The sequence below is a fragment of the Vallitalea okinawensis genome (genome assembly GCF_002964605.1).
Lineage (GTDB): Bacteria > Bacillota > Clostridia > Lachnospirales > PQDH01 > Vallitalea_A > Vallitalea_A okinawensis.
Genome location: NZ_PQDH01000013.1, coordinates 31,747 through 48,244 on the forward strand (window position 1 = coordinate 31,747; position 16,498 = coordinate 48,244).

Genomic DNA, 16,498 nt, shown 5'->3' on the forward strand with positions numbered 1-16,498 from the left:
CTCCAATGGCTATTTAAAAGTGTTGTAAGATACAATCATGTAAATAGGAGATGAAAGGAGTAGCATCTCATGGAAGAAAGTCAATTTGATATGATCAAACCGGTCAATCTTGAAGAAGAAATGCGAAAATCGTATATAGATTACGCTATGAGTGTTATAGCATCCAGAGCCTTACCAGATGTTAGAGATGGTCTTAAGCCTGTTCAAAGACGTATACTCTATTCAATGAGCGAGCTTAATTTGACACCAGATAAACCATACCGTAAATCAGCTCGTATCGTCGGGGATACAATGGGTAAATATCACCCACATGGTGATAGTTCCATCTACGATGCAATGGTACGTTTAGCACAAGATTTCTCCACTCGTTATGAATTAGTTGATGGACATGGTAACTTTGGATCCGTTGATGGGGATTCAGCCGCAGCCATGCGTTATACAGAAGCGAGAATGAGTAAATTAGCACTGGAAATGTTAAGAGATATTGAAAAAGAAACAGTGGACTATCGTCCAAACTTTGATGAATCGCTTAATGAACCAATTGTTTTACCAGCTAGATACCCTAACTTATTATGTAATGGTGTTACAGGTATTGCCGTAGGTATGGCTACAAGTATCCCACCACATAATTTACGAGAAGTAATCGATGGTGTTGTTCAAATTATTAATGACCGAATTGATAATAAAGAGACAACTATTGACGATATACTTAAAATTATTAAAGGACCTGATTTTCCAACTGGAGCTACAATTTATGGTACAAGAGGCATTGATGAAGCTTATAGAACAGGTAAAGGTCGTGTCAAAGTAAGGGCAAATGCTGAAATTGAGCCAATGGCAAATAATAAACAGCGCATCGTTGTCGATGAAATTCCATACATGGTTAACAAATCTCGTTTAATCGAGAAAATTGCTGATCTTGTAAAAGATAAAAAAATTGAGGGTATTACCGATTTAAGAGATGAATCTGACAGAAATGGGATGCGCATTGTTATTGAATTAAAAAGAGATGTTAATGCCCAAGTTATTTTAAATCAGTTATATAAAAATACTCAATTACAAGATACATTTAGTATCAATATGTTAGCACTTGTCAATAATGAACCTAGAGTACTTAATCTTCAGCAGGTACTTGAACATTACTTAGAGCATCAAAAAGATGTTATTACAAGAAGAACCAAATTCGAACTTAACAAAGCTGAAGCTAGAGCTCATATTTTAGAAGGTTTATTAAAAGCACTTGATCATATTGATGAGATTATTAAGATTATTAGAGGATCTGAAAACACAGCACAGGCTAAAGAACGCTTAATGGAGCGTTTCCAATTCTCTGATCGTCAAGCTCAAGCAATTGTAGACATGCGTCTGAGAGCATTAACAGGCTTGGAAAGACAGAAGTTAGAAAATGAATACGCTGAGCTCATCGAAAAAATTAAAGAATTAAAAGCTATATTAGAAAACGAAAATGTTTTATATAGTTTGATTAGAGAAGAAATTCTCGTTATCAAAGAAAAATTCGGTGATGAGAGAAAAACAGCGATCACATTTGATGCTGGAGAGATTGACATTGAAGATCTTATCAAGAAAGAGAACAATGTTATCACTATGACTCACCTAGGATATATTAAACGTACTGCAGTTTCCACCTATAAGAGCCAAAATAGAGGTGGTAAAGGAATTAAGGGTATACAAACTAGAGATGGGGATTTCGTTGAAAACCTATTTATTACATCCACACATCACTATATTTTATTCTTTACGAACAAAGGTAAAGTATACCGCCTAAAAACATATGAAATTCCTGAAGCTAGTCGTACATCTAGAGGTACAGCTATTGTTAATCTATTACAGATTGACCCAGGGGAAATTATCACAGCAGTTATACCTGTTAAAGAGTATACTGAAGATACATTCCTTCTTATGGCTACAAAACGTGGTCAAGTTAAGAAAACTGGTCTTATGGAATATACCAATATCCGTGTAGGCGGCCTAATTGCCATTTCTCTAAGAGAAGATGATGACCTCATTGAAGTTAAACTGACTGATGGTGATCAAGAAGTTCTCATTGCTACACGAGAGGGACAATGTATTCGCTTTAGAGAAACAGATGTTAGACCAACAGGTAGAACATCCATGGGTGTAAAAGGTATGACCATTAATGAAGAAGATGAAGTTATCGGTATGCAGCTTGTATCACAAGGCGAAAATATATTAGCAGTAACTGAAAATGGTATGGGTAAACGTACATCTGTAGATGAGTTTACTGTTCAACACCGTGGAGGTAAAGGTATTAAGTACTATCGTATAACACCTAAGACAGGTATTATCGTAGGCTTTAAAGCGGTTAGAGATACCCAAGATATCATGCTGATTACTAACGAAGGTATCATTATTCGATTAAGAGTTGATGAAATATCACAAATAGGCCGTGTAACATCTGGTGTTAAATTGATGAACGTTGGCGATGACATTCGAGTAGTTAGTATTGCTAAAGTAAGAGAAGAAGATCAAATAGATGAAGACGAAGAAAAAGAAGAGGAAGAATCTGAGTAATCTCAGGTTTTTCTTTTTTTTTGCCTAGTAATGCCTCCATATATCAAAGTATGTTATAATAGAAGAGATTTTATGAAATATTTGATTGGATTCAGATAAGTTAAATATATTAGGATGAGTCGAATGAAAAAATTATTTATGGGGTTAATGATAGCATTAACAATGGGGATTGCTTATATGTTATTAACCTTTCCACTAAATTTATCAGAAGCAACAAGTAATCAATTAGTCGAACAACCCCCAAATAGTGGTATAACGCAACTAGAAGAGATTCCAGATAGCAATAAAAATACATTCGATGTGTATAGGTACGATACAAAATCTAAGCAGTTTTCTTCTCTTGAAGAAGCTATTAACTATGCAGAGGATTATACACGAGCTTATATCATACAAGATAATCAAGAAGAATGGATCTGGGATAACTTCAATCCCTATATTGTATATAGTGAAGATACATATTTGAAGGACTTCATTACCTTTCAGGAAGCGTATGAATATGCCAAAAACTTTCAAAGCGGCATCATTACCTATGAAGATGAATATAAAAGGGTTTGGATGAGGGATTATGATAAGCGTGGTAGCAGTTATATGGAAGTACCAAAACTTAATCAATATCCGGAATTGCCTCGTGGTTGTGAAGTAACATCTTTAGCGATGTTAATGAATTACAATGCTTTAAATGTGACTAAAATGCAATTGGCAGAAGAAATAGTCAAAGAACCAGGATTATACTGGAATGATAGCCTATTATATTATGGGAACCCTCATCAAGGATTTGTGGGAAGTATGTACAGTTTAAGTCAGTTTGGATTTGGTGTATATCATGAACCTATTAATCAGTTGGTAAAGGCATATGCACCAGCTGATACCTTAGATTTTACAGGTACCTCTTTTGAAGAAATATACTTCTTTTTAGATCATGGTATGCCCGTTTGGGTTATAACCAATACTCTGTATAAAGCCTTAGATGACAATTACTTTAAAACATGGAAGACCGAAGAAGGGGATGTTACAGTTACAAATAAACAACATGCAGTAGTGGTTGTAGGTTATGATGAAGAATATATTTATATCAATGATCCTTTAAATCGAAGGACGGCAGTTAAAAAAGAAGAGTTCATAGCAGCATGGGAGCAGATGGGTAACCAAGCCATAACGATGAAGTACATTGCTGGATAAATACTGAAAATTCGGTTTGTAATCTATATTTAACTTTATACAATGTGAATATTTGGTATAATAGATAGTAGTAAAGGGGGGGAAGGACATGAAACGACTCGCCACAATTATACTTGTAATTTTATTGAGCACATCAGTTGTATATGGATATTCCGCAACGGACAATACTATTCAATATATTAATAATATTAGAGAACACGTTAAAGTAACGGAATTAAAAGCGGATAATAATTTATCAAAAGCAGCTGAAAATCACAGTGTCTATTTGAATACTTATGAAAAAAATTCCAAAAATATTACAGGAAAACATACACAGGATAGCGATAAAGTACTTTTTGCAGGGATTTATCCATGGGATAGAGTTGGATATTTTAATTATGATATTAATTCCAATCCTTATACTAATGAATTAATATATCTATCGGATGATTCACCAGCAAATACAGTAACTAAAATGATAGATAATCCTTATTATAGAATAGAGCTTCTTAATCCTAACTACCAAGATATAGGTTATTACAAAGAAGGTGATAAGTTTGTTGTTGAACTTGGTGGAGAGAAAGCCAAAACAACAGAAGTTACATATCCATTTAATCATCAAGAGAGGATACCCTATCAGTGGATAGATGAGGACAATAATGTATATGGTTACCCTATAACATATTCAATTTATGCACCAATGAAGATTGACAAAATTGAGATAATAAAAATAGAATTAGTAAATAAAGAAAATAGTAAAATAATTGAAAATGAAATACGTAATCCTGATAATGATGAGATATTGACTAATTCAATTATCATACTGCCCAATGAACCATTTGATGCTAACACAGAATATGAGGTATCAGTCAATATTCGAGTAACTTATTCAAGTGGATCTATAGCTAATAAGAATAAGACATGGTCATTTGAAACAGGTGGAAAAACTTCAACTTTAAATTATATCAATAAACGTGATAAAATCACTAGACAAGAATTTGCAGAAAATATTGTTTCAGAGGCTGATCTTGTGTTAAGCAGGAATTATGAAGTAACATTTAAAGATGTACCTAATGAAAGTATCTATACACCTTATATTTATACTTTAAAAGAGTTAGGTATAATGCAAGGATATGACACAGAAACTTTCGGATACGATGATAATTTAACGAGAGAACAAGCTTTTGCAATCATCATGCGGCTATATAATTATTTAAATGAGATAGATTTTTATGACACAGTCATTAATAAAGAACCAGATTTTGTTGATATGGATGAAGTAAGTCCATGGGCTATAAATGCTATCAGAGCAGCTTATAATCTTAATATTGTCTATGGTACTACTGACAATGAATTAATTCCAAATGAAGATTTAACTTTTGAAGATGCCGAAAGAATTACGAATCGTGTTATAAATAAATAAATCAGCTTTACCCTTCATACAGCTTCGTGTATAATTTGATTATATACGAAGCTGATTTAGGTTATGAAAGGTAGGTGAAGTTGGTAGTACATTCTGCCAACGAATTTTATGCAAGCAAAAGAGAGAGTAAGAACACTACAAAAGATTATGAGAGAAAAGGGCATGGACGTATACATTATACCAAGCTCAGATTCTCATCAAAGTGAGTATGTAGCAGATTATTTTAAATCAAGACAATTTATTTCTGGATTTACTGGATCAGCAGGTACTGTTATCGTGTCCTTAGAACATGGCAATGGTTTATGGACCGATGGAAGATATTTTATCCAAGCTGAAGAAGAAATTAAGGGATCTTCAATTGACCTTTTTAAAATGGGTGAAGAAGGCGTGCCTACTATCAACCAGTGGCTGAAGAAAAATTTAGCTGATGGTGCCACAATTGGTTTTGATGGTCGACTATTTTCAGCTAATTATGTAACAAAGATGAAGAAAGAATTGAAGAACAAAGATTTTAATTATCAAATAAATGATGACCTCATTGATTTAATATGGATTGATAGACCAGCGATGCCAGCTGAAAAGGTTATTGAACATGATCTTAAATTTGCTGGTAAGCAATCACGTGACAAAATCAAAGAAATTAGAGAACTTATGGTTGAAGAAGATGCAGACACTTATGTTATTGGTTCACTAGATGATATTGTCTGGTTATGTAACATCAGAGGAAATGATATGCAATACAGTCCTGTTGTCTATGCTTATGCTATGATCACGATGGAAACAACATCACTCTATGTGGATCTAAGTAAAATATCTGATGGCATAAAAAATACATTATTAGGTGAAGGAATTACAGTTAAGACCTATGATGCATTATGGGAAGATATTAACAACTTGGATGCATCTAGAAAAGTTGCTCTTGATTCTAATCGTATTAATAGTGCATTATATAGCAAGGTAAAAGAACAATGTAAAGTAAGAGAGATTAAAGAGATTTCTGCACTTTTAAAGGCTAAGAAGAATGAAATAGAGATTGAAAACCTAAGAAAATGCAATATACGTGATAATGTAGCAATGGTTAAATTCCTTTATTGGCTTAAGAGTAATATAGGTAAGATAAAAATAACAGAATTGGATATAGAAGATAAACTCTTAGAATTAAGAAGCCAGATGGAAAATAACTTAGGCGCAAGCTTTGCAACGATAGCAGCATATGGCGAACATGGGGCGTTAAATCACTATAAAGCAAGTGAAGAATCACAGAAAACCCTTGAACCAGAGGGGTTTGTACTTATTGATTCTGGTGGACAGTATTATGATGGAACAACGGATATAACAAGAACCATTGTTTTAGGACCTATTACTGAGGAGATGCGTAGAAACTACACTTTAGTTTTAAGAGGTAACATTAATTTAAGTAGAGTAATCTTCCGACAAGGTACTAAAGGATGTAACCTAGACGCATTAGCACGTATGCCACTATGGGAACATGGTTTAGAATTCAAACATGGTACAGGTCATGGACTAGGTTTCTTCTTAAACGTTCACGAAGGACCGCATAACATTTCACAACATCTAGTTGATGTACCACTTGAAGTAGGGATGGTGGTAACCAATGAACCTGGTTACTATGTAGAAGGAGATTACGGTATTCGACTAGAAAATGATATTCTAGTAGCCCCTCAGAATAAAACAGAATGGGGTCAATTCCTTAAATTTGAGACATTGACTTATTGCCCCTTCGACTTAGAAGCAATTGATACTTCACTATTAAAAGATGAAGAGAAGCAGTGGTTAAATGAGTATCATAAAAAGACTTATGAATTATTAGCACCATACTTAAATGAAGATGAGAAAGTATGGTTAAAAGAGAATACAAAAGAAGTTTAGTCTAAAGTGGTATAGGGAATGTTCCTATACCACTTTAGTTTACTTTTATATGTTCAGTATTGACAATAAAAAATTGAAAAAGTAAAATAAATAATAGAATATATGTTAATAAATGTAAATATAATACATATGAAAAATCTCTACTGATTCAAATAAAGAGTTTTAAAATTTAACCGAATAGGCTGGTGAAATAATGAGGAGAATGGGGATTACTATAGTTTTAGTGATAATATTAATGCTAATGCCTATGACATCAGTTAAAGCTTTTAATTTAGGAACTACAAGTGGTACGGCTATCATTGGAATGGATGAATGCTTTTTATATCCAGGTGGAACATATTCAACACAAACGAATTTCAATAATCAGACAGGAAAGAACTGTACTATTACAGCAATTGAATTAAAAGAACATAGTGATGGGTGGGCGCATATCAGTGGTAATACTCTGAATGATGAAATCAAAGAGGATTTTAGAAAATGGGTAAGTTTATCTATCTATGATAGTAGCTATTCAAAAAGTGAGGGAGGTTATTACTCAGGTAGTTTTAATGATCTTGTTGGAGAAATAAAACTTCTTAACCATCCCATCACATTAACTACTGATAGTAATGGAGCTTCTAAGCCTGTAACAATCGATGTAGACTTAAGTCCAGAAGCAGATAATGGCGTTGAAGACATAACCTATAAGTTTGATCTTATTGTTTATTTTGAAGGAGATTATAATGAGCCAGACCCACCAGAAACAGATGATCCAGAAAAAGATCCTCCTAGAAAGGGGACTAATAATACTCCACCAGAAATAACTTTAATAGGTAATAGGGCATATATTATTGATCAAAATGCAGTGTATAATGATCCAGGAGCAACTGCTTATGATAAAGAAGATGGTGATATTACAGAGGATATCGTTATAACCATAAATGGAGAAGATATGTCAACAATTGATACATCAATTATAGGACAATATGATTATGTATATAATGTTGAAGACTCCGAAGGAGCAAAAGCTGAACCTGTCAAGCGTGTAGTTGCGGTCATACCAATCACATCAAAACCTGTAATCACTTTAATCGGCGAACCATATATAGAGATTGAGCAAGGTACCGAGTATATAGATGGAGGGGCAATAGCATATGATAAAATAGATGGGGATATTACTGATAAGTTAATCATTAAAATCAACGATACTTATGAACCTATAGATACAAGTTTAGTTGGTATAAATACATATACATATAATGTAACCAATTCACAGGGAGTTGCCGCTGATGAGGTAATAAGAACAGTTAAGGTAATACCAGTGAGAGCAATTGATCAAGAGGTATATTTAGTTGATACTGGACAGAGAATACCTTATATTAACTATTTTATTGGTGGAGGATTGATTGTAGTAGGTGTCGTATTATATATTAAAAAGAGAAGGATAAATAATGCATAAGAAAAATTTTATTGTGATTCTCATCGTACTTGGTGTAGCTATTATTGCTTACCCTACTTCGGAATCTCTTTATTATGGATATCAACAGAAGAATGTAATTGAACAAATTAATAGCTTAGAACGAGTTTATGAGCAAAGGGTTAATATAGAAAACTCAGGAGTTGATGAAGGAGAAGTAGATAATACCAATAGTCATGATCATAGCTTAGATAATGAAAAGGATAATGGCACTAATGAGTTAAGTACGATACCCGTAGAAGATATTATAGGAATCATTCAAATTCCTTCCATAGAATTATATTTACCTCTTTTTAGTAAGATAGATGATTATTATTTGCAGATTGGTCCATGTAAAATGGAAAGCACATCTAATATAGGAGAGATAGGGAATTGTGTTATTGCTGGCCACCGGAATTATCGGTATGGAGATCAATTTAACCGTTTGAACGAACTTATGGAAGATGATATTGTCATTATTGAAAAAAATGGTGAGGAGTATAGATATACTATTGAAGAGAAATTTATAGTTGAAGCTAGTGAGATGTGGGTAACTGATGATATTGAAGGAGATAAAGTATTAACTCTAATAACTTGTCATCCCATTGATACAGGTGAAAAACGTTTAATTATTAGAGGAAGACTACAATAATTATTGAGGGTAGGTGTTAATCATCTACTCTTTTATAGTTTGTTATTAGGAATGTTAAGCTATGATTTAGCATAGAATTTCTTTAGATAAGTCAAATATAAGTTTAATAATTTGATGAACATATTATAAGGAGAGTTAATGGATATAAAAAAAGCATTTAGTTACATACTATTATGCATGGTCATAGTTTTATTAGCCGCAATGTTATTATGTATATGCATCAGTAGTTATTTTATAAATGGTAAGGGTAATGAACTAAATTATATATTAGGTGTTAGTCTAATAAACGTAACAACAGGAGGAATGGAGCCAGTTATCCATCAAGGCGACCTTATAATCATTAATAATAGACACATCAATAAAGTTGATATAGGTGACATTGTAATTTATAGACCTAATGAAGATGAACTGGTTACTCATCGAATAGTTAGCAAAAAAATAGTGGATGGAAAAATAATTTTTCAACTGCAAGGTGATGCAAATAATTTTCCAGACCTTGAATGGGTACCACAGGAGGACATACTTGGAATTTATCAATTAAGGTTACATAAACTAGCTTATATAATAGAATATTTAAGAAGTCCTTTGTTATTAATTACCATACTTGCTTTATTAGTAAGTAATCGAGTATCAATTCTATTAAAGAAAAAAATATATGTAATAAGAATAAAATATAAAAATATAAAAAAATAATAATTACCATAGTTTGCTTTTCATATCCTTTACATTCGTTACAGATTGAAAGAGCTATTTGAATTCACTAACAGTGTATGTTAATATTTAGTTAATACTTTGTATCAATTCATTAAGTGAATTAAGAATAAAAGGAAGAAGGGTATCCATGTTAAAAAACTTTACGGTAGAGATGGATGATGGGGTACATATACATGTCAATCATTGGTTAGATGATAAAGAATCTAAAGAGATTTTAATCATTCTTCATGGTATGGCAGAACATTCATTACGCTATGCAGAGTTTGCAGAATTTTTAGTTAACCATAACTATGAAGTTTATGCTTGGGATCATAGGGGGCATGGCCAAACAGGAGAAGCAGTAAATGAACTGGGCTATTTTTATGATACCAACGGGTGGCAGAGAGTTGTAGATGATATTAAAAGTATAACTAAGTGGATTAATAAAGAACATCAAGGTAAAGACATCATCATCATGGGGCATAGTATGGGGTCATTGTTAGCACGAACGGCTCTTCAGCAATATGGTGAAGAGTATAAAGGTGCCATTATATCAGGTACCACCTTAGGTGGTAGTATAGCTAAGCAAAAGATCGGGCGGCTATTTACCCAGCATTACATAAAAAAACATGGTACAAAGAAGCAGGCTGACCTATTGGACAAAATGACATTCGGAAATTTTAATAATCAATTTAAACCTACAAAGACATCATTTGATTGGTTATCCAGGGATGAAAAGCAAGTAAATCTTTATGAAGAAGATTCTTTATGTGGATTTATCTGTTCTTCAAGTTTTTTCTTAGATTTAATAGACGGAACAGGTATAACCAGAGATAAAAAAGAGATTGAGAAGATTCCAAAAGATATACCTATTTATCTATATGCTGGTGATCAAGATCCAGTAAGTCAAGGTGGTAAAGAAGTGAAAAAGCTTTACAAACTATATAAGGATATAGGTATAAAAGATGTAGAATTGAAACTTTATGAAGACGGACGACACGAAATGTTAAATGAAACAAATCGTTATGAAGTCTATGAAGATATATTACGATGGTTAGAAAAGCATCAGTAGACTTACTTAAACTCTACCTAAAAAGGTAGAGTTTTTTCTATTTAGATATACATAAACTAAGGTGAATATAGTATAATAAATCTGAATGAAGTCTGAACTAAAATTAAGTTTTATAAAAAAAAGTTCAGACATAATGTTAAATGAATTTAGAAGATTATAGATATTATTATATTAAGAAAGGGTCAGATAAATGGATATTAAAGAGAAAGCACTAAAAATGCATGAAAAATGGAATGGTAAGCTTGAAATTACAGCAAAAGCAAAAGTCAATAGTAGAGAAGACCTATCCATTGCTTATACGCCGGGAGTTGCAGAACCATGCAAAGCTATTCATGAGGATCCAGAAAAAGCTTATTTATATACAATCAAGAGGAATGCTGTTGCAGTGGTCAGTGATGGATCGGCTGTCCTTGGATTAGGCAATATTGGACCAGAGGCTGCTATGCCAGTAATGGAAGGTAAAGCAGTACTATTTAAAGAGTTCGCTGGAATAGATGCCATACCAATCTGTCTAGATACCCAAGAGACAGATGAAATCATTAAAACAGTCTCTTATTTGGCACCTACATTCGGAGGTATCAACTTAGAGGATATTTCTGCACCACGTTGTTTTGAAATTGAAAATGCTTTAAAAGAAAAATTGGATATCCCTGTATTTCATGATGATCAACATGGAACTGCCATTGTTGTATTAGCTGGGATTATTAATGCATTAAGACTAATAAAAAAAGAAAAATCTGATCTTAAGGTAGTAGTTAATGGAGCAGGATCAGCAGGCATAGCTATATCCAAATTACTTCAATTTTATGGGATTAATGATCTAATCTTATGTGATCGTGATGGGATTCTTTCAGGAGATAAAAATATCAATTGGGCTCAGAAAGAGATTTTACAATCAACTAATCCAAGAGGAGTAGAAGGTGGCCTAAAAGAGGCATTAAAAGGTGCCGATATTTTTATAGGTGTTTCTGCAGCAAATATTGTTTCGAAAGCAATGGTTCAGAATATGAATGAAGATGCTATTCTTTTCGCTATGGCTAACCCAGTGCCAGAGATTATGCCCGATGCTGCCAAAGAAGCAGGAGCACGTATAGTAGGAACAGGAAGAAGTGATTTTCCCAATCAAGTCAATAATGTATTAGCCTTTCCTGGAATATTCAAGGGTGCATTAGAAGCTAGAACTCAAATAACTGATGAAATGAAAGTAGCAGCTGCAGAAGCTATTGCAAGCATGGTCAGTGCTGATCAGTTACATGAAGATTGCATATTGCCTCAACCTTTTGAAAAAGGCATTGCAGATGAGGTAGCTAAAGCAATTGTACAGTGTGCTTATCAAGGTAAATAGTCAAAGAAATAATTTCACATAAAGAGTTTTCACGTGCATAGGATCATTCTTGATTCTATGCATTTTTTTTGTCTCAAAATGTATGTACACATCTTTGAAAATAGGTTTCAAATTATTCAAACGTACTGTTTAAACGAACATCTGAGTGTTGTTGGGTTAAAGAGAAATAAAAACGAACATACATTTGCATAACATCCTGTAAATATGGTATAATATTTACAGGTGATGTTATGATAGAAAATGCATTAGATAAACTAAAAATATTAGCAGATGCAGCTAAATACGATGTGTCCTGTGCATCCAGTGGTGCAGATAAAAAGAATAATGGAAAGATTGGTAACAGTATTGCAGCAGGTATCTGCCATGCTTGGTCAACGGATGGAAGGTGTATATCTTTACTAAAGATTCTTCTGACCAACTATTGTGTCTACGATTGCTCATACTGTATTAACCGTGTATCCAATGATGTTCAAAGAGCTAGTTTTACACCCGAGGAAGTTGCAGACTTGACCATCCAATTTTATAGAAGAAATTATATCGAAGGGTTATTTCTAAGCTCAGCTATTGAAAAAAATCCCAACCATACAATGGAGAAAATATATCGCACACTTTACTTGTTAAGAGAAGAACACGGATTCTCTGGCTATATCCATGTGAAAACCATACCTGGTGCTGATCCTATGCTTATACATAAAACTGGTCAGTTGGCTGACAGAATGAGTGTTAATATTGAGTTGCCAAGTACCAAGAGCTTAAAATTATTGGCACCTCAAAAAAGTGTAAAAAAATTAATGGAACCGATGGAGCAAATTAATAATGGTATTATTCAATACAAAGAAGAGAAAAGACACTTTATACATTTACCTAAATTTGTTCCTGCTGGACAATCAACACAAATGATTATTGGAGCTACCAAGGACACAGACCTATCCATTATTCATACAACGGAAAAGCTTTATAACAGCTTTAATCTAAAAAGAGTTTACTTCTCAGCATATGTACCAGTTAATACGGGAAGTAATTTACCATCCCTTGCAACTGAACCACCACTAAAAAGAGAGCATCGACTTTATCAAGCAGATTGGTTATTACGCTTTTATCATTTCAATGCTGAGGAACTGTTGGATCCAAGTCAACCTAACTTTGATATGGAATTCGATCCGAAGATGACTTGGGCTTTTAGAAATATGGAGACATTTCCAGTAGAAATCAATAAGGCACCTTATGAAATGCTTCTTAGAGTTCCAGGGATTGGTATGACCTCAGCTAGACGTATTATTAGACAACGTCAGATAGCTAACATAAGTTATGACCATTTAAACAAAATTGGTATTGTAATGAAACGAGCTAAATTTTTTATAACGTGCAATGGCAAGTTTCATGGTCAATTGGACATGAATCCAGAAGGCATAAAAGAAAAGTTGGCACCCAAACCGAAATTCGAGCAGTTAAGTATTTTCTCATGAGGTGGTAAGATGATTTACTTATATGATGGTAGCTTTGATGGATTTTTAACTGTTATCTATGAACATTATTATAGTGAAAAGGCGACGGCTATCTATCGAAAAAAAGACTATCAAATAGGACTAATCGATGAGAGTAAAACGATTGAAGCGGATTCAGTTAAATCAAGAAAAGTTCATGAAGCTCTCATTAATAAATTCTCTACTGAAACTTTAAATAACATCCAATATACATTCTTATCATGTGATAGGAATAAGGATACTTATCTTTTACACTATATTGAGTACGGGTTTAGAATAGGGAAAAGATTGGATTTTGATCATACCCATGAAGTCGTGTTACCTGTACACCAACTTGGAAAAAGAGTTAGTTTTGAGGTACATCGATTTCTGGGATTATTAAGATTTCAGGAAGTAGGTTCGGTACTTTATAGCGCCATTGAACCTGATAATGACATCATAACATTAATGGTCAGTCACTTTGCAGATCGTTTAAAGACAGAAAGGTTTATCATTCATGATAAAAAGCGTAAGCAGGCAGTTATTTATGCAGATGGTCATTGGTATTTATCAGACTTTCACATAAAAGAGGAATTACAGATATCTGAAAAAGAGAAATATTTGAATGCATTATGGAAAGGCTATTTCAAGCAAATAGCAATTAAAGAAAGAGAGAATTTAAGACTACAACAACAGTTTGTACCCAAGAAATATAGACGCAATATTATTGAATTCACATAATATATGTAACATGTTATAATAGATATAAATGGAAAAAAGTATCATTCCTATAATGATATTGGTGATAACAAGAGTATATTTTGGGGAAATTATAATCTATGAAATATTCTATAACCAATATATATAGGAGGTTTAATGTGAAACTAGTAAAGTATTATACCATAGGTTTAGTTTTTTGTTTACTTATATACTCTTTGTATGGATGTACATCAAATGAGTCATTTGAATGGGGATTCATTGATAAAACAGGTACTATAGTTATTGAGCCCCAATATGCTAATACGACAGGTTTTTATGAAGGATTAGCAGGCGTACAAGTAGGTGACACGGAAACAGGAAAGTGGGGTTTTATTAATTTTTCAGGGGAAATAGTTATTGAACCTGAATATGACTTTGCTTATTATTTTAATGAAGGCTATGCTCCTATTCGAGTAGGGGACGAAGAACAAGGGCTCTGGGGATACATTAATCAGAAGGGCGAAATAACAATAAAGCCCCAATATAGTTATACAAGGGGTTTTAGTGAAGGCTTGGCGCCAGTACGCATTGAAACTAGTGAAAATGTTTATCAATGGGGGTTTATTAACACTTCTGGCGACATGGTTATTGAGCCTAAATATTACGATGCATCAATATTTAGAGATGGTTTGGCTCCAGTATATATTTCTAATGAAAGTTATAATGGATGGGCTTATATTGATCAAACAGGTGAAATAGTTCTACAAACGGATTATTATATTGTATCCATATTCAGTGAAGGTTTAGCTAACATAAAGAATGGGGATGAAGAATCCGGAGCGTGGGGTTATATTAATACAAAAGGTGAAGTAATTATTGAGCCCCAGTTTGATGTCTATGCTCATTACTTTTCAGATGGATTGGCTAAATATGTTGCTGAAGTCATTAGTGATGAACAAGCAATGTGGGGGTTCATTGATCAAAGAGGAAAAGTTGTTATAGAACCTAAATATTACAATGCAGGTGAGTTCATAGATGGCTTAGCCCCAGTCAATATAGATGGCAATTGGGGATATATCAATAAAACAGGTGAAAACGTTATTGAAGCTCAATTTATGGCTGCAGGAAATTTTGGAGAAGGCTTAGCACCAGTTATTCAGAAATAATGGAATAATTCTTGGGTTAAAACATATATAACGAAAGAGAACAACATGTAAAGGAGAGTGTACTTATGAAAACTGCTTTAGTTTTATCTGGTGGAGGGGCAAAAGGTGCTTACGAAATTGGTGCTTGGAAAGCATTTAATGAGTTTAATATTGAATTTGATATTTTATCAGGAACATCCATAGGAGCCTTAAATGGCTTATTGATGGCTACAAAAACTTATGAGTATGCTAAGGAAATGTGGTTTTCCATAGAAGAAAACTTAGCTGAGTCCATGTATGCGGATATGGCTAAGCTTTCAGAAGATGATATGGATACTATCAATCGTGTGTTCAAAGAGCCTCATTTAGTAAATGAATTAGTCCATATTAAGGGAGCTCTTAATAACTCCTATTTATCAGAGCTAATTAAAACAACCCTTAAGGATTGCAAAATAAAAAAAGATTTTTATGTCTGTTCAGTCATCGTCAATGAAGAACCTGAACCCCATTATTTTAATTTAAAAGAGAAAGACCATGAATTCGTTTCTAAGGCAGTTATCTCATCAGCATCCATTCCTGTCATCAGTGATGCTGTTGAAATTAATGGAGCTTACTATTTTGATGGTGGTATTTTGCAAAACACACCAATAACCCCTGTTCTTGAGCATGACTGTGACCTTATCATTACTTCGTTACTGAAGACAAAGGACCTGGACCATTTAAAGGTGTTTACTCATAAACCAATTTTACCACTTCTACCTTCAGAACATTTAGGGGACTTCAAAACAGGTACCATGAATTTTTCAAGGAAAGCAGTAGAACTAAAAATGGAGTTAGGTTATAACGATACTTATAAAATGTTAAAAACATTAAAGGCATTATTCTAAATTTTAAGAGCAGATAACACTGTTCTTTTTTTGCAAATAAAAGACTATCAGAGTTTGCTGATAGTCTTCTAATTCTTATAGTA

Annotated in this window: 13 protein-coding genes; all 13 read left to right on the plus strand. The window is 33.3% G+C overall.

The annotated features are described in order from the left end of the window. Positions 1-69 precede the first annotated feature (69 nt). The 13 genes from gyrA to C1Y58_RS23045 all read left to right on the plus strand — a co-directional run bounded on the left by gyrA (position 70) and on the right by C1Y58_RS23045 (position 16,415). On the plus strand, positions 70-2,553 hold the full coding sequence (gene gyrA, locus C1Y58_RS22985) for a DNA gyrase subunit A (RefSeq protein ID WP_105619226.1): 2,484 nt from the start codon (positions 70-72) through the stop codon (positions 2,551-2,553). Between the two features lie 123 nt (positions 2,554-2,676). Next, positions 2,677-3,732 carry a C39 family peptidase gene (locus C1Y58_RS22990; protein ID WP_157950256.1) on the plus strand — a complete coding sequence of 352 codons (1,056 nt, stop codon included), beginning with the start codon at positions 2,677-2,679 and terminating at the stop codon, positions 3,730-3,732. Positions 3,733-3,820: 88 nt separating this feature from the next. Further along, complete coding sequence (locus C1Y58_RS22995; protein ID WP_105619230.1) at positions 3,821-5,134, plus strand: CAP and S-layer homology domain-containing protein; 1,314 nt, start codon at positions 3,821-3,823, stop codon at positions 5,132-5,134. 108 nt (positions 5,135-5,242) lie between these two features. Further along, complete coding sequence (locus tag C1Y58_RS23000; protein WP_105619232.1) at positions 5,243-7,024, plus strand: aminopeptidase P family protein; 1,782 nt, start codon at positions 5,243-5,245, stop codon at positions 7,022-7,024. A 202-nt stretch (positions 7,025-7,226) separates the two neighbouring features. Then, entirely contained in the window at positions 7,227-8,462 is a 1,236-nt protein-coding gene (locus C1Y58_RS23005; protein ID WP_170311674.1) for an immunoglobulin-like domain-containing protein, read from the plus strand. After that, on the plus strand, positions 8,455-9,111 hold the full coding sequence (locus C1Y58_RS23010; protein ID WP_105619236.1) for a class D sortase: 657 nt from the start codon (positions 8,455-8,457) through the stop codon (positions 9,109-9,111). The genes C1Y58_RS23005 and C1Y58_RS23010 overlap by 8 nt, the downstream gene beginning before the upstream one ends. A 138-nt stretch (positions 9,112-9,249) precedes the next feature. Then, positions 9,250-9,804 carry a signal peptidase I gene (locus C1Y58_RS23015; protein WP_105619238.1) on the plus strand — a complete coding sequence of 185 codons (555 nt, stop codon included), beginning with the start codon at positions 9,250-9,252 and terminating at the stop codon, positions 9,802-9,804. Positions 9,805-9,952: 148 nt separating this feature from the next. Beyond that, positions 9,953-10,876 (plus strand): alpha/beta hydrolase, encoded by a 924-nt coding sequence (locus tag C1Y58_RS23020; RefSeq protein WP_105619240.1) that lies wholly within the window; start codon positions 9,953-9,955, stop codon positions 10,874-10,876. Positions 10,877-11,066: 190 nt separating this feature from the next. Next, positions 11,067-12,221, plus strand: a complete 1,155-nt coding sequence (locus C1Y58_RS23025) for an NAD(P)-dependent malic enzyme (protein ID WP_105619241.1) — start codon at positions 11,067-11,069, stop codon at positions 12,219-12,221. A 230-nt stretch (positions 12,222-12,451) separates the two neighbouring features. Next, positions 12,452-13,687 (plus strand): putative DNA modification/repair radical SAM protein, encoded by a 1,236-nt coding sequence (locus tag C1Y58_RS23030; RefSeq protein ID WP_105619243.1) that lies wholly within the window; start codon positions 12,452-12,454, stop codon positions 13,685-13,687. Between the two features lie 9 nt (positions 13,688-13,696). Beyond that, positions 13,697-14,425, plus strand: a complete 729-nt coding sequence (locus C1Y58_RS23035; protein ID WP_105619245.1) for a TIGR03915 family putative DNA repair protein — start codon at positions 13,697-13,699, stop codon at positions 14,423-14,425. Between the two features lie 137 nt (positions 14,426-14,562). After that, entirely contained in the window at positions 14,563-15,549 is a 987-nt protein-coding gene (locus C1Y58_RS23040) for a WG repeat-containing protein (RefSeq protein ID WP_170311675.1), read from the plus strand. A gap of 65 nt (positions 15,550-15,614) precedes the next feature. After that, positions 15,615-16,415, plus strand: a complete 801-nt coding sequence (locus C1Y58_RS23045) for a patatin-like phospholipase family protein (protein ID WP_105619249.1) — start codon at positions 15,615-15,617, stop codon at positions 16,413-16,415. Positions 16,416-16,498 lie beyond the last annotated feature (83 nt).

Bases quoted from the DNA above. Each gene is read 5' to 3' on its own strand.
- gyrA (WP_105619226.1), top strand. From the start codon at position 70: ATGGAAGAAAGTCAATTTGATATGATCAAACCGGTCAATCTTGAAGAA.
- C1Y58_RS22990 (WP_157950256.1), top strand. From the start codon at position 2,677: ATGAAAAAATTATTTATGGGGTTAATGATAGCATTAACAATGGGGATT.
- C1Y58_RS22995 (WP_105619230.1), top strand. From the start codon at position 3,821: ATGAAACGACTCGCCACAATTATACTTGTAATTTTATTGAGCACATCA.
- C1Y58_RS23000 (WP_105619232.1), top strand. From the start codon at position 5,243: ATGCAAGCAAAAGAGAGAGTAAGAACACTACAAAAGATTATGAGAGAA.
- C1Y58_RS23005 (WP_170311674.1), top strand. From the start codon at position 7,227: ATGGGGATTACTATAGTTTTAGTGATAATATTAATGCTAATGCCTATG.
- C1Y58_RS23010 (WP_105619236.1), top strand. From the start codon at position 8,455: ATGCATAAGAAAAATTTTATTGTGATTCTCATCGTACTTGGTGTAGCT.
- C1Y58_RS23015 (WP_105619238.1), top strand. From the start codon at position 9,250: ATGGATATAAAAAAAGCATTTAGTTACATACTATTATGCATGGTCATA.
- C1Y58_RS23020 (WP_105619240.1), top strand. From the start codon at position 9,953: ATGTTAAAAAACTTTACGGTAGAGATGGATGATGGGGTACATATACAT.
- C1Y58_RS23025 (WP_105619241.1), top strand. From the start codon at position 11,067: ATGGATATTAAAGAGAAAGCACTAAAAATGCATGAAAAATGGAATGGT.
- C1Y58_RS23030 (WP_105619243.1), top strand. From the start codon at position 12,452: ATGATAGAAAATGCATTAGATAAACTAAAAATATTAGCAGATGCAGCT.
- C1Y58_RS23035 (WP_105619245.1), top strand. From the start codon at position 13,697: ATGATTTACTTATATGATGGTAGCTTTGATGGATTTTTAACTGTTATC.
- C1Y58_RS23045 (WP_105619249.1), top strand. From the start codon at position 15,615: ATGAAAACTGCTTTAGTTTTATCTGGTGGAGGGGCAAAAGGTGCTTAC.